General features: G+C 67.7%; 18 protein-coding genes. 9 read left to right on the plus strand and 9 right to left on the minus strand.

Going from position 1 to position 24,189, the window contains the following annotated elements; translation table 11 throughout:
• The first annotated feature begins 27 nt into the window (after positions 1 to 27).
• The 7 genes from LGR64_RS14655 (at position 28) to aspA (ending at position 10,852) form a co-directional block, all read left to right on the plus strand.
• Positions 28 to 2,931 carry an aminotransferase class I/II-fold pyridoxal phosphate-dependent enzyme gene (locus LGR64_RS14655; RefSeq protein WP_141833508.1) on the plus strand — a complete coding sequence of 968 codons (2,904 nt, stop codon included), beginning with the start codon at positions 28 to 30 and terminating at the stop codon, positions 2,929 to 2,931.
• Positions 2,928 to 4,385 (plus strand): biotin carboxylase, encoded by a 1,458-nt coding sequence (locus LGR64_RS14660; RefSeq protein ID WP_013802977.1) that lies wholly within the window; start codon positions 2,928 to 2,930, stop codon positions 4,383 to 4,385. Before LGR64_RS14655 ends, LGR64_RS14660 begins: the two co-directional genes overlap by 4 nt.
• A gap of 10 nt (positions 4,386 to 4,395) precedes the next feature.
• Positions 4,396 to 5,406 carry a C45 family autoproteolytic acyltransferase/hydolase gene (locus tag LGR64_RS14665; protein ID WP_096915947.1) on the plus strand — a complete coding sequence of 337 codons (1,011 nt, stop codon included), beginning with the start codon at positions 4,396 to 4,398 and terminating at the stop codon, positions 5,404 to 5,406.
• Between the two features lie 104 nt (positions 5,407 to 5,510).
• Entirely contained in the window at positions 5,511 to 6,827 is a 1,317-nt protein-coding gene (locus tag LGR64_RS14670; RefSeq protein WP_180317419.1) for a dicarboxylate/amino acid:cation symporter, read from the plus strand.
• Positions 6,828 to 6,848: 21 nt separating this feature from the next.
• The gene (locus LGR64_RS14675) at positions 6,849 to 7,868 is read left to right on the plus strand and encodes an amino acid ABC transporter substrate-binding protein (RefSeq protein ID WP_230355940.1); all 1,020 of its coding nucleotides are present in this window, start codon (positions 6,849 to 6,851) and stop codon (positions 7,866 to 7,868) included.
• A gap of 120 nt (positions 7,869 to 7,988) precedes the next feature.
• The gene (locus LGR64_RS14680) at positions 7,989 to 9,419 is read left to right on the plus strand and encodes an amino acid permease (RefSeq protein ID WP_230355942.1); all 1,431 of its coding nucleotides are present in this window, start codon (positions 7,989 to 7,991) and stop codon (positions 9,417 to 9,419) included.
• 14 nt (positions 9,420 to 9,433) lie between these two features.
• Entirely contained in the window at positions 9,434 to 10,852 is a 1,419-nt protein-coding gene (aspA, locus tag LGR64_RS14685) for an aspartate ammonia-lyase (RefSeq protein WP_043820781.1), read from the plus strand.
• Between the two features lie 10 nt (positions 10,853 to 10,862).
• On the opposite strand, the gene LGR64_RS14690 is transcribed toward aspA, so the two are convergent.
• Entirely contained in the window at positions 10,863 to 12,035 is a 1,173-nt protein-coding gene (locus LGR64_RS14690; protein ID WP_230355943.1) for an MFS transporter, read from the minus strand.
• Complete coding sequence (locus LGR64_RS14695) at positions 12,032 to 13,282, minus strand: serine hydrolase domain-containing protein (RefSeq protein WP_230355946.1); 1,251 nt, start codon at positions 13,280 to 13,282, stop codon at positions 12,032 to 12,034. Before LGR64_RS14695 ends, LGR64_RS14690 begins: the two co-directional genes overlap by 4 nt.
• 118 nt (positions 13,283 to 13,400) lie before the next feature.
• Here LGR64_RS14695 and LGR64_RS14700 point away from each other — a divergent pair, with 118 nt between their 5' ends.
• The gene (locus LGR64_RS14700; RefSeq protein ID WP_230355948.1) at positions 13,401 to 14,372 is read left to right on the plus strand and encodes a LysR family transcriptional regulator; all 972 of its coding nucleotides are present in this window, start codon (positions 13,401 to 13,403) and stop codon (positions 14,370 to 14,372) included.
• Between the two features lie 318 nt (positions 14,373 to 14,690).
• Entirely contained in the window at positions 14,691 to 17,660 is a 2,970-nt protein-coding gene (locus LGR64_RS14705) for a diguanylate cyclase (protein ID WP_230355950.1), read from the plus strand.
• Between the two features lie 67 nt (positions 17,661 to 17,727).
• Here LGR64_RS14705 and LGR64_RS14710 read toward each other — a convergent pair whose 3' ends face one another.
• The 7 genes from LGR64_RS14710 to LGR64_RS14740 all read right to left on the minus strand — a co-directional run bounded on the left by LGR64_RS14710 (position 17,728) and on the right by LGR64_RS14740 (position 23,952).
• The gene (locus LGR64_RS14710) at positions 17,728 to 18,405 is read right to left on the minus strand and encodes a DUF1028 domain-containing protein (RefSeq protein ID WP_141833530.1); all 678 of its coding nucleotides are present in this window, start codon (positions 18,403 to 18,405) and stop codon (positions 17,728 to 17,730) included.
• A gap of 53 nt (positions 18,406 to 18,458) precedes the next feature.
• On the minus strand, positions 18,459 to 18,893 hold the full coding sequence (locus tag LGR64_RS14715; RefSeq protein ID WP_013802988.1) for a RidA family protein: 435 nt from the start codon (positions 18,891 to 18,893) through the stop codon (positions 18,459 to 18,461).
• A 53-nt stretch (positions 18,894 to 18,946) separates the two neighbouring features.
• Entirely contained in the window at positions 18,947 to 20,230 is a 1,284-nt protein-coding gene (locus LGR64_RS14720; RefSeq protein ID WP_141833533.1) for a flavin-containing monooxygenase, read from the minus strand.
• A gap of 115 nt (positions 20,231 to 20,345) precedes the next feature.
• Entirely contained in the window at positions 20,346 to 21,044 is a 699-nt protein-coding gene (locus LGR64_RS14725) for an ABC transporter ATP-binding protein (protein ID WP_016448200.1), read from the minus strand.
• Positions 21,037 to 21,864 (minus strand): ABC transporter ATP-binding protein, encoded by an 828-nt coding sequence (locus LGR64_RS14730; protein ID WP_141833536.1) that lies wholly within the window; start codon positions 21,862 to 21,864, stop codon positions 21,037 to 21,039. The genes LGR64_RS14725 and LGR64_RS14730 overlap by 8 nt, the downstream gene beginning before the upstream one ends.
• Positions 21,854 to 23,035 carry a branched-chain amino acid ABC transporter permease gene (locus LGR64_RS14735; protein WP_096915939.1) on the minus strand — a complete coding sequence of 394 codons (1,182 nt, stop codon included), beginning with the start codon at positions 23,033 to 23,035 and terminating at the stop codon, positions 21,854 to 21,856. Before LGR64_RS14735 ends, LGR64_RS14730 begins: the two co-directional genes overlap by 11 nt.
• Positions 23,035 to 23,952 (minus strand): branched-chain amino acid ABC transporter permease, encoded by a 918-nt coding sequence (locus tag LGR64_RS14740; RefSeq protein ID WP_063326506.1) that lies wholly within the window; start codon positions 23,950 to 23,952, stop codon positions 23,035 to 23,037. The genes LGR64_RS14735 and LGR64_RS14740 overlap by 1 nt, the downstream gene beginning before the upstream one ends.
• Positions 23,953 to 24,189 lie beyond the last annotated feature (237 nt).

Below are 24,189 nucleotides of genomic sequence, written 5' to 3' on the forward strand. Positions count from 1 at the left end.
GATGCGGCAAAAAACCAGGAGACAACGATGACATCCCGCCCCCCGAGCGAAACGCGCGCCCGTGCCTCCCTCAGCCGCCACCGCAGCGTCTGGGAAATGCGTGCCGATGGCTGGATCAGCCTGGTGGACGATCTCAGCCGGCTGGCCATCCTGGCGCCCGAGCACCCCGAGCGTGCCAGCCGCCTGGCCCATGTGCAGAACATCATCGACGCGCTGGCTCCGGTCGAAAGCTACTGGGCCTTTCCCGGGGGCCGGGTCTTCGGTGAGCTGTGCCAGTGGATAGAGCGCGAGGAGCTGGCACGCGCCCACCAGGCGGCGCGGCGCATCCACCGCGTGCTGGCTGCTCGCACCTACCGCCATGACGCCAACACGCTGGACAACGACAACGAACTGCCCTCGCAGATAGAGACCGACAGCGAGCGCCAGGCACAGCTGACGCGGCCTTACTTCGAGGTGCTGATCGTCGACGAGATGTCGGCCAGCGAGGAAGACGCGCTGCGCCGCCGCGTGCAGCGCAAGCGCAGCGCCGACGATGATTTCGTGTTCGACATCGTGGTGGTGCCCAGCTTCGAGGACGCGCTGATCGCCACCCTGGTCAACTTCAACCTGCAGGCCGTGGTGATACGCCATGGCTTTCCATTCCGCTCGGTCAACAGGAACGGCATGCTGCGCCGCTTCCTGGAAGGCATGGACGACAACAGCGAGGCCATGCCCGAGTTCGAGCGCGGCCCGCTGCTGGGCCGCCAGATCGCGCAGCTGCGCCCCGAGCTGGACCTGTACCTGGTCACCGATGTCAGCGTCGAGGAGATCGCCGCGCGCGTGGGCGAGGTCTTCAAGCGCATCTTCTTCGGCGAGGAAGACCACATCGAGCTGTACAGCGCCATCATGAAAGGCGTGGGCGAGCGCCACAGGACGCCCTTCTTCCACGCGCTGCGCGACTACGCCAAGCAGCCCACGGGCGTGTTCCACGCGCTGCCGCTGGCGCGCGGCAAGTCCATCATGAACAGCAACTGGATCGGGGACCTGGCCCAGTTCTACGGCATGAACCTGTTCATGGCCGAGACCTCGGCCACCTCGGGCGGGCTGGACTCGCTGCTGGACCCCGTGGGCCCGCTCAAGCTGGCCCAGGAGTACGCGGCCCGCGCCTTCGGTGCCAGGCGCACCTACTTCGCCACCAACGGCACCTCCACCTGCAACAAGATCGTGGTCCAGGCCCTGGTGCGGCCCGACGACATCGTGCTGGTGGACCGCAACTGCCACAAGTCCCACCACTACGGCCTGGTGCTGGCCGGCGCCCAGGTGGCCTACCTGGACTCCTATCCGCTGGACCAGTACTCCATGTACGGCGCCGTGCCGCTGCGCCACATCAAGGAGACCCTGCTGGGCTTTCGGCGCGCGGGCACGCTGGAGCGCGTGCGCATGGTGCTGCTGACCAACTGCACCTTCGACGGCATCGTCTACGACGTGGAGCGCGTGATGACGGAATGCCTGGCCATCAAGCCCGACCTGGTCTTCCTCTGGGACGAGGCCTGGTTCGCCTTCGCGCGCTGCCATCCCATCTACCGCCCGCGCACGGCCATGGCCAGCGCCGCCAGGCTGTGCGAGACCTTCAAGGACCCGGCCTACGCCAGGCGCCACGCCGAGTTCGCCGCCAGCATCGACTGGGAGGACGACCAGCAGTTGCTGGAGACCCGGCTGATCCCCGACCCCGCCAAGGCCCGCATCCGGGTCTACGCCACGCATTCCACGCACAAGACGCTGACGGCGCTGCGCCAGGGCTCGATGATCCATATCTGGGACCAGGACTTCAAGGACAAGGCCGAGGAGTCCTTCCACGAGGCGTACATGACGCACACCTCGACCTCGCCCAACTACCAGATCCTCGCCTCGCTGGACGTGGGCCGCCGCCAGGTGGAACTGGAGGGCTACGAGCTGATCCAGCGCCAGCTGGAGCTGGCCATGAGCCTGCGCGAGCAGGTGCTGCACCACCCCCTGCTCAGGCGCTACTTCCGCTTCCTGCGCATCGGCGACCTGGTGCCGCTGGCCTACCGCGAGTCGGGCGTGGACAACTACTACAACGACGAGACGGGCTGGGACAACCTGGAGGTGGCATGGCGCAGCGACGAGTTCGTGCTCGACCCCAGCCGCGCCACCCTGGTCATCGGCACCACGGGCATGGACGGCGACACCTTCAAGAACAAGGAGTTGATGGACAGGTACGGCATCCAGATCAACAAGACCTCGCGCAACACCGTGCTGTTCATGACCAACATCGGCAGCACGCGCTCGGCCATCGCCTACCTGATCGAGGTGCTGATCAAGATTGCCCGCGACGTGGACGCCCGCGTGGCCGACCTGAGCGCCATCGAGCGGCGCATCCATGAAAGGCGCGTGCGCTCGCTCACGCTGGAGCAGCCGCCGCTGCCCAATTTCTCCAGCTTTCACTTCGCCTTCCGGGGCCGCAGCGTCGAAGGCCGCGCAGGCACGCGCGACGGCGACATCCGCAGCGCCTTCTTCCTCTCGTACGACGACACCAACTGCGAATACATCGACATGGCAGAGGCCGCGCGCGCCATTGCCGAGGGGCGCGAGCTGGTGTCCGCGCTCTTCGTGATCCCCTACCCGCCGGGCTTTCCCATCCTCGTGCCCGGGCAGGTGATCAGCGCCGAGATCCTGCAGTTCATGGCCGCGCTAGATGTGCGCGAGATCCACGGCTTCCGGCCTGAGCTGGGCTTTCGCATCTTCAGCCGGGCCGCGCTGGACCGCGCCGCCCAGGCCACGGCCGCGCGCGCCGCGCTGGCACTGTCGGGCCGCGCGGCGCAGCCGCAGGCGGGCGACGAAGGCCTGGGCCTGGTCCGACCCGAGCCCGAACCTGAACTGATCACGCTTTCCCCCACCCCGAAGAAGACCACGACGAGGAGCAAGAAGTGAACAACAAAGTCAAAAGCGTTGCCGACCTGCTGCTGATGTTCCACCGCAACGAGCGGCCCATCTACTTCATCAGCGCCACCAACTTCAACCTGCTGGGCATGGACCGCTGGGTCAACCGCTTCCGCTACATCAACTACATCGACTGCTTCGACGGCCGCCACCCCAACGCCTTCGTGCCGCAGGAGCTGCCGCACGAGCCCTTCGAGTCCATCGAGGACATCAACAACTACCTGCTGCAGCACAAGGACGTGGTGGACCTGATCGAGCGGCGCGGCGGCAAGCCGGTCGCCACCTTCCTGATGTTCGACGAGAAGACCGAGGCCCTGGCTCGGGAGCTGGGCATGGAGGTCTGGTTTCCGCCAGCCGCGCTGCGCCAGCGCTGCGACAACAAGATGGAGACCGTGCGCATAGGCAACAAGGCCGGCGTCTACTCGGTGCCCAACGCGCTGGAGAAGGTGGACAGCTACGAGCACCTGATGCAGATCGCCGAACGCCACGGCCTGGGCAAGGACCTGGTGGTGCAGTCGGCCTTCGGCGACTCGGGCCACACCACCTTCTTCATCGCCTCGCGCGAGGACTTCGACAAGCACAAGGACGAGATCGTCAACGACCCCGAGGTCAAGATCATGAAGCGCATCAACTGCCGCGGCGCCACGCTGGAGGCCTGCGCCACCCAGTCGGGCACCCTGGTCGGGCCGCTGCTGACCGAGGTGGTGGGCGCGCGCGAACTCACGCCCTACAAGGGCGGCTGGTGCGGCAACGAAGTGTTCCCGGGCGCCTTCTCCGAGGAGGTGCGCGCCAGGGCGCGCGACATGGCCGAGCGCTTCGGCAACCAGTTGCTGGCCGAGGGCTACCGCGGCTACTTCGACCTGGACTTCCTGATCGACACCGACACCGGCGAGGTCTACCTGGGCGAGCTGAACCCGCGCATCTGCGGCGCCAGCCCCATGACCAACCATGCCGCCTTCGCCTACGCCGATGCGCCGCTGTTCCTGTTCCACCTGCTCGAATTCTCGGGCGTGCCGTTCGACCTGAACGTCAAGGAGATCAACGAGCGCTGGGCGCAGCCACATTTCATCGATTCCTGGTCTCAGGTGGTGCTCAAGTTCAACGAGGACCGCATCGACCAGGTCACGCATGCTCCGGCCACCGGCATCTACCGCATGGGCGAGGACGGCAGCGTCGCCTACCAGCGCTTCGACTACAACCGCAAGGCCATAGACACCGAGCGCGAGGCCTTCTTCCTGCGCATCACCGGCCCCGGCGACTACCGCTACGAAGGCGCCGACCTGGGCATCCTGATCACGCGCGGCCGCTCGATGGACGACAACTTCAAGCTCAACATCCGGGCGCGCGACTGGATACGCGGCATCAAGAACTACTACGCGGGCAAGCCCATCCTGGCCACCCAGCCTGGCGCAGCACCGGCGCCGGGCTCGTTCAAGATCCTCTGAAGGCACTCCCATGCCCTTGTCCATGCCTTCCCGCATCCGCTTCCAGGCCATCGCCGAAGACCAGCCCGGCCGGAAATGGCAGGCCCTGTGCGAGCAGGCCTGGCCCTACTACCGGGCCTGGTTCCTGCGCCAGGGCGCGGTGGCGCGCGCCGGCTTCCTGGAGTGCCGCCGCGCCCTGCGCCAGCACATGCCGGAACTGGTGCCCACCTGGGAGCGGCTGGTGGAGCTGGCCGGCGGCGGTGACATCGAGGCGCGCTTCCTGTCGCTGTGGTGCCCGCCGCCCTACATCACCGGCTGCTCCCAGGCCGTCTGGCTCGATGCGGTGGGCCAGCAGGAACCCATGCTGCTGCGCAACTACGACTTCGCGCCCGCGCTGCTGGAGGGCCACTGGCTGGCCACGCGCTGGAGCGGGCAGCGCGTGGCCGCCATGGGCGACTGCCTGTGGGGCGCGCTGGACGGCATGAACGAGTCGGGCCTGGCCGCCTCGCTGTCCTTCGGCGGCCGCACGGCCCATGGCGACGGCTTCGGCATTCCGCTGGTGCTGCGCTATGTGCTGGAGATCGCTCGCGACACCGCATCCGCCGTTGCCATCCTGCAGCGCGTGCCCGTGCACATGTGCTACAGCGTCACGCTGCTCGATGCCCGGGGCGAATGGGCCACGGTGTTCCTGAATCCCGACCGCCCCGTGGAAGTGACCCGGCGCCGGGCCGTGACCAACTTCCAGCACACGGTGGAGTGGCCCGAGCATGCACGCGCCACCAGCGCCTGCGAGCGGCTGGCCGCCCTGCAGCAGCAGATCGACGCCGGCACGCCGGCCCGTGACGCCCAGGCCGCGCTGCTGCGCGAGCCCCTGTACCAGCCCGCCTGGCGGCGCGGATACGGAACGCTGTACACGGCCGCCTATGCGCCAGGAGCAGGCCGCATCGAGCTGTCGTGGCCGGGCCAGACCTGGCTCCAGAGCCTGCACGCCTTCGAGGAAGGCCAGCGCGAAATCGCCTACCCGGGCCAGCGCCCGCCGTGAGCGGACCCCGCGCGCCAGGCCCCTGCATGCGCCGGCGCAGGTCCAGCCTCTTGCCTCTTGCCTCTTGCCACACATACACGACGACTACCAAAGGAGACATGGAAATGACAAGAAGACTTCCACCCGCCATCTGGATTCTGGTTGCCATGGTGCTGGGCATCGTGATCGGCTACATGGTGTTCATCAACTTCCCCGACAAGAAGGCGGCCGCGCAGATCGCGGGCTACATCTCCATCATGTCGGACGTGTTCCTGCGGCTGATCAAGATGCTGATCGGCCCGCTGGTGTTCTCCACGCTGGTGGTGGGCATCGCGCACATGGGCGATGCGGCCTCGGTGGGCCGGGTGTTCCTCAAGGCCATGGGCTGGTTCGTCACCGCCTCGCTGGTGTCGCTGGTCATGGGCCTGGTCCTGGCCAACGTGCTGCAGCCGGGCCACAACCTGGGGCTGCCGCTGCCGGACATCGGCGCTTCGGCCAACCTCGCCACCGCCAAGTTCACGCTCAAGGACTTCGTCAGCCACCTGGTGCCCAAGTCCTTTGCCGAGGCCATGGCCAACAACGAGATCCTGCAGATCGTCGTGTTCTCCATGTTCTTCGGCGTGGCCCTGGCCGCGCTCGGTGAAAAGGGCAGGACGCTGGTGGCCGCCATCGACGAGCTGTCCCACGTCATGCTCAAGATCACCGGCTATGTGATGAAGCTCGCGCCGCTGGCCGTGCTGGCGGCCATGGCCGCCACCGTGTCGGTCAACGGCCTGGAGATCCTGCTGAAGTTCGCCGTCTTCATGGGGGACTTCTACCTGGGCCTGTTTTTGCTGTGGGGAGTGCTGGTGATCGCCGGTTTCCTGTTCCTGGGCCCGCGCATCTTCAGGCTGCTGGTGCTGATCAAGGAAGCCTTCATGCTCTCGTTCGCCACCGCCAGCTCCGAGGCCGCCTACCCCAAGATCCTGGACGCGCTGGACCGCTTCGGCGTCAAGCGCAAGATCTCCAGCTTCGTGATGCCCATGGGCTACTCGTTCAACCTCGACGGCTCCATGATGTACTGCACCTTCGCCGTGCTGTTCATCGCCCAGGCCTACGACATCCACCTGTCGCTGGGCACGCAGATCACCATGCTGCTGATCCTGATGCTGACCTCCAAGGGCATGGCCGGCGTGCCGCGCGCCTCGCTGGTGGTGATCGCCGCCACGCTCAACCAGTTCAACATCCCCGAGGCCGGCCTGCTGCTCATCCTGGGCGTGGACACCTTCCTGGACATGGGCCGATCGGCCACCAACGCCGTGGGCAACTCCATCGCCACCGCCGTCGTCGCCAAGTGGGAGGGCGACCTGCTGCCCGAGACCGAAGCCGCCGCCAACGCCGCACGGCTGGATTCGGAGGTCAAGGCCACGCTGGCCCATCCCGCCTCCCCGGCCCATTCCTGACAACCCGCACAAGGAAACGCCATGAAACCCGAACCCAGATCACGGCCCGGGCAGCCATGGGCGCTGCGGGGGCCGGCGCGGGTGGCAGCGGCAGCGGGCGTGGCGGCCCTTGCGCTGCTGGCCGCCACGGCCGGCGCGCAGGAAGCCGACACGCCAGAGCGCACCGCCGCCAGCCGCGCGCCCGCCACGCTCAGCGGCACGCTGGCCAAGGTGCGCGCCAGCGGCTCCATTGCGCTGGGCTACCGCCAGGCCTCGGTGCCGTTTTCCTACCTGAACGCGCGCAACGAGCCCATCGGCTACTCCATCGAGCTGTGCAAGGCGCTGGTGACCAGCATCGAGGATGCGGTCAACAGGAGCCTGGCCATCCGCTGGGTGCCCGTCACGGCCGACAACCGCGTGGACGCGGTGGCCAGCGGCCAGGTGGACCTGGAGTGCGGCTCCACCACCAACAACCTGGAGCGCCAAAAGCGCGTGGCCTTCTCGCCCATCATGTTCGTGGCCGGCACCAAGGTCATGGTCCGGCAGGACACGCAGATCCGCTCCTTGCGCGACCTGGCCAGCAAGAAGGTGGCGGTGACGGCCGGCACCACCAATGAAAAAGCCATGCGCGACCTGGACAGGAAATTTCACCTGGGCATGCAGCTGCAGGTGGTGCCCGACCACTCCCAGGGCTTTGCCCAGGTGGCCGGCGGCCAGTCCGACGCCTTCGCCACCGACGACGTGCTGCTGTACGGCCTGATCGCGGAGAACGCCGGCAAGGCGGAGGGCAACGGCGGCACGGGCGCGAGCCAGGGCGCCAGGCTCCAGGTGGTGGGCGATTACCTCTCCTACGACCCCTACGCCATCATGTTCCGCAAGGACGACCCCCAGCTGGCCCAGGTGGTGAGGAGCAGCTTCCAGGCGCTGGCCGAGGACGGCGAGATCGAGCGCCAGTACAGGCGCTGGTTCCTGCGCCGCCTGCCCTCGGGCACCAGCCTGGACCTGCCAATGAGCGCCCAGTTGCAGACCCTCATCGAGACCATGGCCGCCCAGCCCCGTTGAGGCGGTTGCTGCCTGCACCCATTGCCCGCCGGATGGCGCCTCGCCTGGCCTCGCTCTGCGCACGGCATGCAGCACGCGGGTCGCGCCCACTTTGCAACAGCAAACACAAGGAGACATGAAATGAGTCAGCAACTCGAAGGTGGGCTGAAGCCGCGGCACCTCACCATGCTATCCATTGCGGGGGTGATCGGCGGTGCGCTGTTCGTCGGCTCCGGCAAGGTGATTGCCAGTGCCGGCCCCGCAGCCATCCTGGCGTACATGGGCGGGGGCATCCTGGTGGTGCTGGTCATGCGCATGCTGGGCGAGATGGCCGTGGCGCAGCCTGACAGCGGCTCGTTCTCCACCTACGCAGACCGCGCCATCGGGCGCTGGGCCGGCTTCACGATCGGCTGGCTGTACTGGTGCTTCTGGACACTGCTGATGGGCTGGGAGGCCTATGTGGCCGGGGCCATCCTCAACGCCTGGATGCCGGCCGTTCCCATCTGGGGCTACATGCTGGTGGTGGTCTTCGGCCTGATGGCCGTCAACTTCCTGCCGGTGCACAACTATGGCGAGTTCGAGTTCTGGTTCGCTCTGATCAAGGTCGTGGCCATTGTGCTGTTCATCGCCATCGGAGCGCTGGCCATCGCCAGGCTCTGGCCTGCGGGCGATGTCGCAGGCATGGCGCACCTGACCAGCAAGGGATTCATGCCCAACGGGCCCGGCGCCGTGGTGGTGGCGCTGCTGGGCGCTATGTTCGCCTTCATCGGGGCCGAGATCGTCACCGTGGCGGCGGCCGAATCCCAGGACCCGGGCAAGGAAATCGTGCGGACCACCCGGTCCGTGGTCTGGCGCATTTCGCTGTTCTACGTGGGCTCCATCTTCATCGTGGTCTGCCTGATTCCGTACGACACCCCGGGCCTGATCCTCTCCACCGAAGGCACCTATGCCGTCGCGCTCAAGCACCTGGGCATTCCCTTCGCCGGCCAGATCGTCAACTTCGTGGTGCTGACTTCCGTGTGCAGTTGCTTCAACTCGGCGCTCTACACCTCCAGCCGCATGCTTTTCTCGCTGGCGCGCCGCGGCGACGCCCCCCGAATGTTCACGACCCTGGGCCGCAGCACCAGCGCGCCCTACATGGCCGTCATCGCCTCCAGCGCCCTGGCCCTGCTGACGGTCGCCCTTACCGCCACCGGCCAGATGGACGTGTTCGATGTGCTCATGGCCGCGACCGGCTCCATCGCGCTGCTGGTGTACCTGTGCATCGCCGTGTCGCAGTTGCACATGCGCCGCAAGCTCGAAGCCAGCGGCACGCCCATCCGCCTGAAGATGTGGTGCTTCCCGGCGCTGACCTACGCCACCATCTTCTTCATCGTCGCCTCCATGGTGGTCATGGTGGCCGAGGGCACCTACCGCAAGGAAGTGCTCTACACCAGCGTGCTGGGCGGTGCATTGGTCGCCCTGGGCATGCTGGCGCAAAAGCTCCACTGGGGCCGCCCGAAACCCGGCCGCGTGGAACAGGAGCAGGCCGTTCAGGAAGGCCTGGGTCCGTTGATCGTCAAGTCCGAATAAATGGAGACACAAGCATGAGCACCGATCCATCCGTCCGCATCGAACACGACCTGCTCGGGGACCGCGAGGTTCCCGCCGACGCCTACTACGGCGTGCACACCCTGCGCGCCCGGGAGAACTTCGGCATCACCGGCACGCCCATCTCCATCTACCCCGAACTGATCCGCGCCCTGGCCAGCATCAAGCAGGCGGCGGCCCTGACCAACCATGAGCTGGGCCTGCTGGACCAGCGGCGCTGCGATGCCATCGTGAGCGCCTGCCAGGAGCTGCAGAGCGGGCGGCTGCACGAGCAGTTCGTGGTGGACGTGATCCAGGGCGGTGCAGGCACCTCGACCAACATGAACGCCAACGAGGTCATCGCCAACCGCGCGCTGGAGCTGCTGGGCCACCACAAGGGCGAGTACCGGTACCTGCATCCCAACGAGCAGGTGAACATCGGCCAGAGCACCAACGACGTCTACCCCACCGCGCTCAAGATCGCCACCTGGTTCGGCATCCACGGGCTGATCGACGCCATGGACACGCTGCGCCTGGCCTTCGCGCAAAAGGCCGAGGAGTTCCGGGATGTGCTGAAAATGGGCCGCACCCAGCTGCAGGATGCCGTGCCCATGACGCTGGGCCAGGAATTCAGCACCTATGCCGTGATGATCGAAGAGGACCAGGCGCGGCTGCGCGAGGCCGTGCTGCTGATCTGCGAGATCAACATGGGCGCCACCGCCATAGGCACGGGCATCACCGCCCATCCCGACTACGCGCCCCTGGTGCTCAAGCACCTGCAGGAGATCACCGGCATTGCGCTGCAGACCGCGCCCAACCTGATCGAGGCCACCCAGGACTGCGGCTCTTTCGTCCAACTGTCGGGCGTGCTCAAGCGCGTGGCCGTCAAGCTGTCCAAGACCTGCAACGACCTGCGGCTGCTGTCCAGCGGCCCGCGTGCAGGCCTGGGCGAGATCAACCTGCCGGCCATGCAGGCGGGATCGAGCATCATGCCGGGCAAGGTCAACCCCGTGATCCCCGAGGTGGTGAACCAGATCGCCTTCGAGGTCATAGGCAACGACATCACCGTCAGCTTCGCGGCCGAGGCCGGGCAGCTGCAGCTCAATGCCTTCGAGCCCATCATCGCCCACAGCATCTTCAAAAGCGTGAGCCACCTGCGCAACGGCTGCCTGACGCTGGCCGAGCGCTGCGTGCAGGGCATCACCGCCAACCGCGAACACCTGCGCGCGGCGGTGGAGAACTCCATCGGCATCGTGACCGCGCTCAACCCCTACATCGGCTACGCCAACGCCACTTCCGTGGCCCAGCAAGCCCATGCCAGCGGCGGCAGCGTCTACGACATCGTGCTGGCCCGGGGCCTGCTGAGCAAAACGCAGCTGGACACCATCCTGCGGCCCGAGATCCTCACGCGGCCCTCGGCACTGAAACTCGGATGACCGGTCTGCCCTACCTGCACACCGCAGGAAACCCATGCCGCCTGGCCGCCCACACCACGGCCAGCGATGCGCCCAGCAGCGCCAGCAGCACGGGCGTGAAGGCGCCCACGCCCATGCGCGCCAGCAGCAGGCCGCCCACGATGCCGCCGCCGGCAATCGCCATGTTCCAGGCCGTGACCAGCATGGACTGCGCCACGTCGGCGGCCTCGCCCGCCGTGTGGGCAATGGCGGTCTGCAGCAGCGTGGCGGCACCGCCAAAGGCCAGGCCCCAGACGGCCACCGCCGCATACACCAGGGCCGGCGCATCTGCGGCCACGCCCAGCATCAGCGTGGACAAGGCGAACAGCGCAATGCTGGCCAGCGTGAGCGCACGCAGGTGGCGGTCGATCAGCACGCCGGTGATCCAGATGCCCAGCACGGAGGTGGCGCCGAACACCAGCAGCACCAGGTCCGTGCGCGCGGCCATGCCCGCCACCGCCAGGAAGGGCGCGATGTAGGTGTAGAGAATGTTGTGCGCCAGCACGAAGGCCAGCACCACGAACAGCACGGGGCGCACGCCCGCCAGGGTGAACACGCGCCGCAGCGGCAGGTGGCTGCCTGCCGCTTGCCCCGCAAAGTCGGGCAGGCGGGCGCGCACCCAGACCATGAGCGCCAGCGCCAGCACGCTCATGAGGCCGAAGCACAGCCGCCAGCCCACCCACTGGCCCAGCACGGTGCCGGCCGGCACACCCAGCGACAGCGCCAGCGGCGTGCCCACCATGGCAATGGCGATGGCGCGGCCCTTGAGATGGCCGGGCACCATGCGTGCCGCGTAGCCGGCCAGCAGCGCCCAAAGCAGCCCGGCCGAGACCCCCGCCAGAAAGCGCGCCACCAGGGTCAGCGCAAAGTGCGTGGACAAGGCCGTGACCGTGTTGGCGACGACAAAGCCCGCGATCGCCGCCAGCAGCAGGGGGCGGCGGCGCATGCCCTGCGTGGCGGCCGTCAGCGGTATGGCGGCCACCAGGGAACCTATGGCGTAGAGGGTGACGGTCTGGCCCACCCAGGCCTCGGTCACGGCCAGGCCCTGGGCCATCTGCGGCAGCAGGCCAGCCGGCAGCGCCTCGGTCAATATGGTGATGAAGGCTGCCATGGCCAACGCCAGCAGGGAGGCAACGGGCAGGCGGTCCTGGCGTGTTCCGGTCATTGCGGCTCTCCCGAAGCCCCGTGGACCTCACAAACCCCGTAGACCGCGTCGCGCAAATCGTTGACGAAGCGCCCCGACATGCCCTCGTACAAGGTGTTGGTGAAGGCCACGACACTGAGCTCCTGCGCCCGGTCCACGAACCAGGAATGCCCGTAGGCCCCGCCCCAGCGCCAGGTGCCCACCGACTCCGGCGATGCCGCCTGCGACGCATCGCGCAGCACGGAAAAGCCCAGGCCAAAGCCGAAGCCCGGCGCATTGGGCAGGGCCAGCCCGCCGGTCTGGTCCCGCGCCATCTCGGCGATCAGGGCGTCGGGCAGCAGGGTGTTGCCGCCCTGGCGCAGGGCTTCCAGCAGCCGCAGGAAATCGCCTGCAGTCCCCGCCATGCCGGCGCCGCCGGAGGCAAAGGCCTGCGTGTCAAAGATGCGCGAAGGGCTGAAGGCAATGCCGATGCTCCCCTCGAAGGGCGACACGGTCTCGCCCTCGGCCAGCGGATGGGGCTGCGGCACATCGCTGACATAGGCCGTGGCCACGCGCTGCGCGGCCAGCGCATCGGTGACGGCAAAGCCGGTATCGGTCATGCCCAGCGGCCCGGTCACCAGCTCGCGCACGGCCTGGTCCAGCGGCCTGCCGTGCACCTGTTCAATGAGGGCGCCCAGCACATCGGTGGCCAGCGAGTAGCCCCAGGCCGTGCCCGGCGCGTACAGCAGCGGCACGCCGGCGATGCGCTCCAGGTTCTCTGCCAGGTCGATGGCCTGACGGTCCATGCCGTCCGATACGCCAGCGCGCGCATAGGGGCCTTGTGCATCGGCCTCGAAGAAGCGGTAGCCCAGCCCCGCCGTGTGGCTGAGAAGCTGCCGCACGGTGATGCGGGCGGGCCGGCCATCGGCCAGCCGGGGGCGGAACCGGGGCAGCCAGCGCTCCACCCCCTCGTCCAGCGCCAGCAGTCCCCGCGCCACCAGCACCAGAGCCGCCGCCGAAACAATGGGCTTGCTCGCCGAGGCCAGGCGAAACACCGCATCCACGGCCATGGGCAGCCCGCGCTCGCGGTCGGCCCAGCCCGCGGCCTGGCGGTGGACCAGCGCGCCGCCACGCGCCACCAGCACCACGGCGCCGACCAGGCGCTGCGCCTCAATCGCCTGCCGGACCACGGCCTGGACGCGGTCGGACAGGGGCGAGTTCAACGGGGCTGCAGGCAGCGCAGCGGGCGCCGCAGGTGCTGAAGGCGCTGCAGAAAGGGCAATCGTCATGGGAATTCCCGGGATCAAATGAACAGGGTTCCGACGATAGAAAGCCCGCGATTAAAGAAAAAGTGGGGTAGATTTCCGGTTTGTGCGGAACTGGATGTCCGCAATGAAGGAGCGGTGTTTGGACAGCCTGAACGGTTTCGTGGTGTTCGTGCAGGTCGCCGAGACCCGCAGTTTCGTGGCGGCCGGCCGGCTGCTGGGAGTCTCGGCATCGGCCATCGGCAAGAGCGTGGCGCGGCTGGAGGACCGGCTGGGCGTGCGCCTGTTCCACCGCAGCACGCGCAGCATCACGCTCACGGCCGAGGGCGCGCTGTTCCTGGAGCGCAGCCGGCGCATCCTGGCCGAGATCGAGGCCGCGCAGCTGGAGCTGTCGCAGGCCAGCACCGCGCCGCGCGGCCGGCTGCGGGTCAGCCTGCCCCTGGTCAGTTCGCTGGTGCTGCCGGTGCTGGGCGAGTTCATGCGCGCCTATCCCGAGATCGAACTGGACCTGGACTTCACCGACCAGCTGGTCGATGTGATCGAGGACGGCTTCGACGCCGTGGTGCGCACGGGCGCGCCCGCCGACTCACGCCTGTCCGCGCGCCGGCTGGGCGACTTCGGCTACCTGCTGGTGGCCTCGCCCGGCTACCTGGCGCAGCGCGGCACGCCCCGGGTGCCCGAGGATCTGCTGGAGCACAGCTGCCTGCACTACCGCTACCCCCACAGCGGCAAGCTGGAGCCCTGGGTGCTGCGGCGCGCAGCGGGCGCGCCCGAGCTGCAACTGCCCACCTCCATGATCTGCAACAACATCGAAACCCGGCTGTGCTTTGCACTGCAGGGCCTGGGCATCGCCTACCTGCCGGACTTCTCCATCCGCGAGCCGCTGGCCGACGGCCGGCTGCAACCCGTGCTGGCGGACTGCATGGAGCACACCAATGTCTTCCATGTGCTGTGGCCCGCCAGCAAGCACCCCTCGCCCAAGCTGCGGGCGCTGGTGGACTTCCTGTGCGCGCGGGTGTTTCCGCAGGCGCAACCCGGGCAGGCCCAGGACGCTGCCAGGACCGGCGCGCCCAAGACACCCAAGACACCCCAGACATCCGAGACGCGCAGATAGGCTGCCCGCCGGCTGCTGCCCTGACTTGCTGGCTATCGCGCGGGCCCTTATCTGAGTTAGCATGCTTATAGAGCGACGTATTCACAGAGTCATATCGGTTGCTCTGGCCCACCGGCAGGCAGGACCTGCGTCTCGAGCGCTGTGGCGTGCAGGGGCGCTATATCGGTGGGCCATTGCGGTTGACAGCTGGCGTTGCAGATCTTTTTTCTTGTCTCGCTGCGTTGCATGTCTTCTCGTTCCACCGCTATCCATCGTCCCGCCCTTTCCTCGCGCTCGCACGCAAGAACATCGTTGGCCGTCATTGCAGGCGTCTGCTTGATGGTGCTCGCAGCGGGGCTGTACTGGGCCGCGTTGCTGGCCAGCCACCAGTACATGCAGCGCTACACACGGGATCAGGCATGGCTGCGCGTCTCGCAGATGTCCCAGGCGGTTTCCGCGCAGGCCGGGACCATGCTGTCGGGCCTGAACTATTCCCTGCGGGACCTGGCCCAGGACTACGAGTCGGGTGACTCCGAGGCGTTCGGGCGGGCCGTCGCCAGCGTCCAGGAGGCCTATCCGCCCGGCACCATCGTCCAGGTGGCCGTGGCCGATGCGAACGGCCAGGTGGTGTATTCGAGCCTGGCAGCCTCGGAGCCGCCTGCGCAGGGCGTGTCCATTTTCGACCGCGAACATTTCCAGGCGCATCTGAAGGGCCTGACGCAGGGAACCTTCATTGGCCGTCCGGTGCAGGGACGGGTTTCCGGGCAATGGGGTATCCAGCTGAGCCGCGCCCTGCACCACCGAGGCGCGTTTGCGGGCGTGCTGGTGGTGTCGCTGTCGCCGCAGTACCTGTCGCGGCAGCTGCAGGCCATCTTCGACAGCCCGCGCGACGTGATCTTGCTGCTGCGCGAGGACGGCACCTATCTTGCACGCTCGCAGAACCAGGATCGGGTACTCGGGCGCCAGCTGCCCGCGAAGCGGGTGGCGCTGTTTGCCCCCGACGTCACGCATGGCACCTACGAGGCGCTGGCGAGCACCGACGGCATACAGCGCATGTATGCCTGGAGCCGCGTGAGCGGCTTTCCGATCCTGGTGAGCACGGGGCTGGACCACGAGGCCGTGTTCGGCCCGCTCAACGAGACCATACGGCAGAGCCTGTGGCGCAACGGCATAGGCACGCTGCTGATTTTTCTGGGCGGGATGCTGACGGCCTGGCTGGCGTTCCAGCGCTGGCGGGAGGAAGACCAGCGGGTCCAGTCCGAAGAGCGCTTTCATCTCCTGTCCGAGGAAGTCCCGGGCGGCCTGTTCCAGTACAGCTGGGACCCTGCCGGTCACTACGCTCTGTCGTTTGCCAACCCCGGCTTTTATGCAATGCACTGCATCGATGCGGATACGGCAGGCACTGCCTTGCAGGACCTGGCACAGCGGGTTCATCCGGAAGATATCTCCGCGCTCCGGCAGTCCATCGACGAAGCGATGCGCAGCCAGGGGGACTGGGCCTGCAAGTACCGCGTGCAGTCCGCCGATGGCTCCGTGCGCTGGCTGCAGGGCCATGCACGCCCGCAACGCACCGAAGACGCAACCGTGCTCTGGCATGGCTACATCCTCGATGTCACCCAGGACGAAAGCCTGCGCAAGGCGCTTCACGAGAGCGAGGAGCGTCTGCGGCTGACCATCGGCGCCGTGCGTGACGGACTTTGGCAGTGGGACCGCGAACAGGACCAGGTGCTGTGGGATGCCCGCTGCTACCAGATGCTGGGCATGCCGGATCAGGCACTCGGTTCGTTCACCGTGGCCGGCTTCATGCATCTGCTGCACCCACTGGACCAGCCTCGCGTCCAGGAACGGCTCAGGCGCCACCTCGAACACGGCGACCCATTCCGTGTCGAGATGCGCATAAGGCAGGCCGATGGCTCCTGGCGATGGATCGAATCGCGCGGGGAAGTCACCCTGCGCGATGCCGACAACAAGGCACTGCGCATGCTGGGAATGCACACCGATATCCAGGAACGGGTGGAGCAGACCCACATGGTGGGCGCCCTGCTGGAGCGCGGAAGCGCCCTGGTGCTTGTCGCCAGCCATCGCCGCAGCATCGTCTACGCCAATGCCCAGGCAGCCGAGTGCTTTGGCCTTGCGGCGGGCGCACTGGAGCCGCAGTGCTCATTCCAGCAACTGCATCCGTCCAGCGACAGCTTCCGCAGCTTCGCATCGCTGTACGAGCGCCTGAGCCTGAAGGGCACGGTGCGTACCGAGTGGGCATTGAAGGTCAAGGGCGGACACATGCGCTGGTTCGACATGCAGGGCGCACTGCTGGACCCCGAAGATCCCCAGGGCAACGTAATCTGGACACTGTTCGACGTAGATGCCCGCCATCAGGCAGAGAGCGCCTTGCACGAGGTACAGCAGCGGCTGGAGGCCATCATCGAGAAATTTCCGGCGGGCATCCTGGTGACCGACGATGCGGGGCAGTGCATCAGGGCAAGCAACGCAATGCTGGTGGACCTGTTCGAGCTGCCGCTGTCCGCCGCGGACCTTGTGGGGAAAAGCCTGCAGACATTGCTGTCCTATTTGCCCCCGGCCATGGCAAGTGCCTTGCAGCCTGCACCGCAACCGGGAGCAGGCGCCCTGTCGCAACGAACGATCTTTGCCTTGTCCAACGGCCGCCATATAGAAACGGAGCTGCTGCCGCTTCGCAGGCAGGAGCGGCTGCTTGGCTACTGCTGGGTATTCCACGACGTGACGGACTACAAGAGGCGCGAAACGCAGCTTGAAGCCCTGGCATTGACCGATGCGCTCACGGGTGCCAGCAACCGGCGGGCCTTCATCACGCGCATGGAGTCGGAGCTGGAGCACCTGCGCCTGGGACTGAGCCATTCGTCGGCACTGATCATGCTGGATATCGACCATTTCAAGCGCGTCAACGATAGCTTCGGCCATGGCGTGGGCGACGAGGTGCTCAGGCATCTGGTGATCGCGGTGTCCAAGGAGCTGCGCCAGGGCGACATGCTGGGCCGCCTGGGCGGCGAGGAATTCGCCGTCTTGCTGACGGACGTGGACGCCCCCACCGCACTGCGGCGCGCGGAGAACCTGCGTGAGGCCGTGGCGGCGCTGGCCGTGTCCGTACAGGGCCAGGACAGCCCGATCCGCTTCACCGTGAGCCTGGGCGTATGCCTCATGGACGAGGGCGAGGCATCGGTCGAGCGCTGCCTGGAGCGGGCCGACGCCGCCATGTACTTCTCCAAGCGCAATGGCCGCAATCGCACCACGTGCTGGACGCCCGATACCCCCGTGATTTCGGACGCCAAGTGAGCGCCATGCCAGTGCCGCAACACGCCCGTGCGCCCGGGCAAGGCGATGTGTCAGCTACCCGGCCGCCTCACTCATCGCCGGGCACTCCGTAGCTGGGCGCGGCCGTGGGATCGATGGCGCGCGTCTGGTAGTCCTGCATCTGCGGCGCGTAGGCGGCCCAGAGGCTTTGCAGCGCGCCGATGGGATCGTGCTCAGACCAGTCCACGCGCAGGTCCGCCATGGGCCAGCTGTGCTCGCCCGCCACCTTGAGCGCGGCCGAATGCACGGGCCCGGCCTCGCCGCCCGCGGCCATGGCGGCCTGCATGGCGGCCAGCAGGCGCTCGGCCAGCGGCAGGTCGGCGCTGCGCTCGAAGGCCGGCACCATGGCCTCGATGGTGCGTTCGCTGGCCAGCAGGTTGCCGGCCGCCACGCACTGCCGCCCCACGGCGCTGGTGAAGATGCCCAGGGCCTGGCTGCCGCTGAAGACGCCGGTGCGGCCCTGCGCGTCCACCACGGTGACCTGGCGGTACTGGGGCCAGCTGCCGCCGTCCAGCGCTTGGCGCAGCGCGGCCTGGGGGTCGGCGCCCTGCTCCAGCAGGTCCAGCACGCGCGGGCCCAGTGCGGGCAGCGTGATGTTCTGCGTGGACACCACGCCCACGCCCGCGCGCACCCAGGGGCAGCGCGCGCCCACCGCAATGCTGGACGAGCTGATGGCCACGCCCAGCTGCCCGGTGCGCTCGCAGCGCCCCACAATCGAAAAAGTCATGGTTTCTGCCTCCTGCCTATGCGGCTGTACCAGGTGATTGCTGTGGTCTACGTTCAGGCGCTGGCCGGCGGCTGCCAGTCATCGGGGATGACCGCGATCACGTCAATCTCCATCAGCCACTGCGGCTGCCCCAGGGCCGAGATGCACAGCCCCGTGGAGATGGGAAACACGCCCTTGAGCCACTTGCCCACTTCCTGGTAGACGGGCTCGCGGTATCGCGGGTCGATGATGTAGGTGGTGGTCTTGACGATGTGCGACAGGTCGCTGCCCGCTTCCTCCAGCAGCTGCTTGACGTTCTTCATCGCCTGCTCGGCCTGCTTTTGCGGATCGCCCAGGCCGACCAGATTGCCCTCGAAATCGGTGCCGATCTGGCCGCGCACATAGACGGTGTTGCCGGCGCGCACGGCCTGGCACAGGTCGTTGTCCAGCGACTGGTTGGGATAGGTGTCCTTGGTGTTGAACATGCGGATGCGGGTATGGGTGGGCATGGTCTGGCTCCTGCAGGGGGTGGATGGGAAGGTGTCTCAGAGCGCGCTACCTGCTACCTGCTGCGGGCAGCGGCGTCGTAGTCGCTGTAGCGGCGCTGCTTGGCGATGTGGTCGGCCACGAACTTGGCGTCATGCCACACGCCCCAGATGAAGGACGAGCCACGGCGCGACAGCCAGGGCAGGCCCAGGAAGTAGATGCCCGGCTCATGGCCCACGCCGCGGTGGTGGCGCGGCTTGCCGCCGGGCTCGAAGCTGTCCACCTGCAGCCAGCTGAAGTCCACCCTGTAGCCCGTGGCCCAGATGATGGAGGTGATGCCTGCGGCAGCCAGGTCGAGTTCGCGCAGCGGATGGGTCACGCACTCCGGATCGAGCAGGCGCCTGCGCGCCTCGGGCTCCTCGGGCAGGTCCAGGCCGTTGCGGCGGATGTAGTCGTCGGCCGCATCGAGCATGGCCAGGTAGTTGGCGTCGCCGTTGGCGATGTTCTCGGCCAGGTCGTCCCTGAAGCGCACCCGGCCATCGGCGAAGGACTCGGTCAGCCCCACCAGGGTGATGCCCTGGTGGCCCAGCGCGCGAAAGTCCACGGTGTGGCCGCCGCGCGCGCCGCTGACGGCAATGGTCACATGCTCGCGGCCGGGCTTGGCAATGGCCGCATCCCATTCGCCCAGCACGCCCAGCCACCAGCAGAAATCACGGCCGCGATAGGCGCGCGGCGGCCGGTCATGGGCGCCCACCGACAGGAACACCTTGCGGCCCGCGCGCTGCAGTTCATCGGCGATCTGAACGCCCGAGGAGCCTGCGCCCACCACCAGCACGGCGCCTTCGGGCAACTGCGCGGGGCGGTGGTAGTGCGCGGAATGGATCTGCAGCAGGCTGCCATCGGCGGGCGCAGCGGGCGCAGCCGGCGCTATCGGCGGGATCACCGGCACCTGGAACGGCCCCGTGGCCGCGATCACGTTGCGGGCCTCGATCACGCCCTCGGACGTTTCCACCGTGAAGCCCGGCCGGCCCTGGTTGCGCGTGACCCGCCTGACCTCCACGCCGGTGCGCACAGGCGCCTTGATCTGGCGGACATAGTCCTCGAAGTAGTCGGCCACCTCGTCCTTGCCGGGAAAGCCGTCGCGGTCGCCCTTGAACTCCAGGCCTGGAAAGCGGTCATGCCAGGCCGGCCCGTTGGCCACCAGCGAGTCCCAGCGCCCCGTGCGCCAGGCCTGGGCGACGCGCTGGCGCTCCAGCACCAGGTGCTCTACGCCAAGCTGGCTCAGGTGTTCGCTGGCCGCAATGCCGGCCTGCCCGGCACCGACCACGAGCGTGTTGATGGTTTGGATGTCAGCTGTCATGGTGTGGGTCTCTCAGGAAAAAAAGGCGCAGGCCGTCCCGCATCGGCGCGGTGCCGATTGCCTTGGTGTGGTCCGCAACAAAAAAGGGAAGGAGGTGAAGGCCGCCCGTGCGGCGCTACAGGTACAGGTGCTTCACCACGTCGTTGGCCAGCAGTTCGCTGGCCGTGCCCGAGGCCACCAGCTGGCCCTTGAGCAGCAGATAGCCGGTGTGGGCGATGGACAGCGCCGCCTCGGCGTTCTGCTCGATGAGCAGCACGGTAATGCCTTGGCTGTGGATGCGCTGCACTGTCTCGAAGTACTCCTCGATGAGCTTGGGCGATAGCCCCAGCGTGGGCTCGTCCATCACCACCAGGCGCGGCTCGCCCATGAGCACGCGGCCCAGCGCCACCATGGCCTGCTCGCCGCCGGACAGGGTTCCGGCCGCCTGCGACAGGCGCTCGCCCACCCGGGGGAACAGGGCCACCACGCGCTCCAGCGCCTGGGCAAAGCCCTGCTGCGGGCGCAGCGCGTCGTGGCCGATCTTCAGGTTCTCCTGCACGGTCAGCTCGGCAAACAGGCGCCGGCCTTCGGGCACGAAGCCCACGCCCAGCCCGGCCAGGTCCTCGGTGCGCATGCGCGCCAGCGGCTGGCCCATGACGCGGATGGCGCCGTGGTGCACGGGCAGCAGGCCCGCAATCGCCTTGAAGGTGGTGGTCTTGCCCGCGCCATTGGGGCCCAGCAGGCAGACGATGCTGTGCTCGGGCACCTGCAGCGAGACCTGGTTGAGCATGTTCACCACGCCATAGCGCGTGCTGATGGAGTCCAGTTCAAGCATGGCTGGCCTTTCTGCCCAGATAGGCTTCCTGCACGCGCGGCAGCCGGCGCACCGCCTCGAAGCTGTCGTCGCCGATCTTGCGTCCGTAGTCCAGCACCATCACGCGATGCGGCAAGGTGGCGATGAGCCGCATGTCATGCTCGATGATGATGAAGCCCAGCGCCGGATTGCCTTCGCGCAGGCGCTGGATGTCGGCGATCAGCGCATCGGTGTCGCGGTCGTCCATGCCGCTGGAGGGCTCGTCCAGCAGCACGATGCGGGGCTCGGCGGCCAGGGCGCGCGCGATCTCCAGGCGGCGGCGGTCGGCCTGCGGCAGGCTGCTGGCCAGCACGTTGCGGCGCTGGTGCAGGTCGCTGGACACGCTTTGCAGCAGCGCGCAGGCGCGCTCGGCGCAGCGCTTCATCTCGGCGCGCGAGACAGCCGGGCGCAGCAGCGCGGTGAGCACGCCGCAGCGGGTGCGCGCGTGCATGCCGATGATCACGTTGTCCAGCACGCTCAGCGAGCCGAACAGCCGGCTGGTCTGGAAGGTGCGCGCAATGCCGGCGCCCGCGATGTCGTGCGCGGCCATGCCCTTGAGCGAGCGGCCTTGCAGCAGCACCTCGCCCTCGGTGGGCTGGTAGATGCCGGTCAGCAGGTTCAGCAACGTGGACTTGCCCGCGCCGTTGGGCCCGATGATGCCCAGCACCTCGCCCGCCGCCAGGTGGATGTCCACGTCCTGCACCGCCGTCAGGCCGCCGAAGCGCATGGTCAGGCCACGCCCCTCCAAAACCCGCGGGCCTGCGGGCGCGGCATGGTGGGTGGGATGGGAATCAATGCTCATGGTTGCGCACCCGTTGGGGGAAGATGCCGCGCGGGCGGATGATGAGGAAGGCGATCACCACCAGGCCGTAGAACAGGATGCGGTAGTCGGAAAACGCCCGCAGCTTCTCCGGCAGCATGGTCAGCAGGAAGGCGCCGACGATCACGCCCAGCGTGTTGTCCATGCCGCCGGCGATCACCAGCGTCATGATGGTCACCGACACCAGGAAGGTGAAGTTGTCCGGCGAGATGAAGCTCACATAGAACGCATACACCGTGCCCGCGAAGCCCGCCAGGAAGGCGTCCACCGCAAAGGCCTTGACCTTGAACCAGGTGACGTTGATGCCGCAGGCACGTGCGGCGATCTCGTCGTCGCGCAGGGCATTCCAGGCCAGTCCCACGCGCGAGCTGTGCAGGCGCTGCGCCGAGACGATGGCCAGCCCCAGCAGGGCGACGGCCACGTAGTAGAAGTTGGCCTGGCCCGGCAGGCTGTGGCCCCACAGCGTGATGGGGTCGTTGAACGAATGGCCGAACAATGTGGGCGAAGGAATGCCCACCAGGCCGTTGGCGCCGCCCGTCCACTCCAGGTTCATCAGCAGCTGGTGCACGACGATGCCGAAGGCGATCGTCACCAGCGCCTGGTAGCTGTCGCGGGTGCGCATGGACGGCAGGCCCAGCAAAAAACCGAAGACCGTGGCCACGGCGGCGGCCACCAGCAGGCAGATCCAGAAGCTCACGCCGAAGTGGATGGCCAGCAGGGCCGATGCATAGGCGCCGATGCCGTAGGACGCGCCGGTGGCGAAGTTCGGTATGTTGGCGCTGCCCAGCTGGAAGTTCAGCGCCAGCGCCAGCACCGCGTACAGGCAGGCGATGATCATCAGGTGCATGGCGTAGCTGTCACCGCCCAGCACCCACGGAAACACCAGGGCCAGCACCACGCCCGTGCCCACGGCCAGCGGCCTGCACTGGCCGAAGGCGGCCACGATGCGGTCCTCCACCACCGGGCGTTTCTGCACCGCGACCAGGGCCACGGCAAAGCAGGCCAGCAGCGCCAGCACCGTGATCCAGCTTTCGGCCAGCAGGAACTGGCGCAGCAGCACGGCGCCCGCCAGGGCCACGCCCAGCACGATGGCGGCAGAGCCCGCACTCCGTGGCGCCGCCCGCGGCGGCGCCTGTATCGTCGTTGTCTGCATCACACCTTCTCCATTTTCTGAACGCCGAACAGGCCGGCGGGGCGAAAGATCAGCACCAGGATCACCAGGGCGAACACGAACACCAGCCGGTACGAGGTGCCGTTGGGCACATAGCCCTGCACGATGGTCTCGATGGCCGCAATCAGCAGGCTGCCGACAATGGCGCCTCCCAGCCGGCCCAGGCCGCCGACCACTGCGGCGGAAAAGCCGATCAGCCCCGCCTGCACGCCGAAGTCAAAGCGCACCACGCCCGCATAGCTGGCCAGGAAAATGCCGCCCACCGCGCCGGTGGCCGAGGCAATGAAGAAGGTGTTGCGAAACACCGGCCCCGGCGCAATGGAGAACAGCCGCGCGGTTTCGCGGTCCTGCGACACGGCGCGTATGCGCATGCCCATGGGCGTGTGGTGCAGCACGTACAGCAGCACGCCCACCAGCGCCACCGCCACCAGCACCGAGACCACGCTGATCAGGGGCAGCGGCCCGAACGGGGTGGGAACGGCCCCCTGCGCAATCGCCGGGAACGCGTGCGGATTGCTGCCCTGGGGGTACAGGTGGCGGATCAGCTCGCGGATCACGATGCCCAGAGCCACCGTGGCCACCAGCGGCATCATGGCCGGCGCATTGCGAAAGCGGCTGATCACCAGCCGGTCCAGGGCAACGCCCAGCCCTCCCACCGCCGCAATGGCCACCAGGCAGGCCAGACCCAGCACCAGCCAGGGGGCCGAGCCGCCCAGCGCGGCAGCCAGGGCCTGCACGGCCGCCAGGGCGATGAAGGGGGCGACCATGGCCACGTCGCCATGGGAAAAGTGAATCACCTGCAGCACGCCAAACAACAGGCTGAAACCCAGGGCAAGCAGGCTGTAGATGCAGCCCAGGGTCAGCCAGTTGATGAGTTGCTGGAACAGCGCGTCATGCATCGATAGGGTTCCTCTTGTGTCGGGTTCGGCCGGTTTGGCGGGGCTTCGCTTGTCTCCATGTCACGCAGCCATTGAAGCAAGAAACCGCGCAAAACCTGCGTCGCTTTTGCCGAGGCGCTGCTTCGGAAAACGCGATCCAGTCCCGGGCAGGTGCGGCGATACATTGATCCGGCGGCGTTGCCAGACAGCGCCGGCCAGCCCGCCATGCACCGTGGCGCCCCGCCGCCCGGCCCCCAC

Origin of the sequence: Delftia sp. Lp-1, assembly GCF_020523835.1 — a bacterium.
Taxonomy (GTDB): Bacteria; Pseudomonadota; Gammaproteobacteria; order Burkholderiales; family Burkholderiaceae_C; genus Comamonas; species Comamonas acidovorans.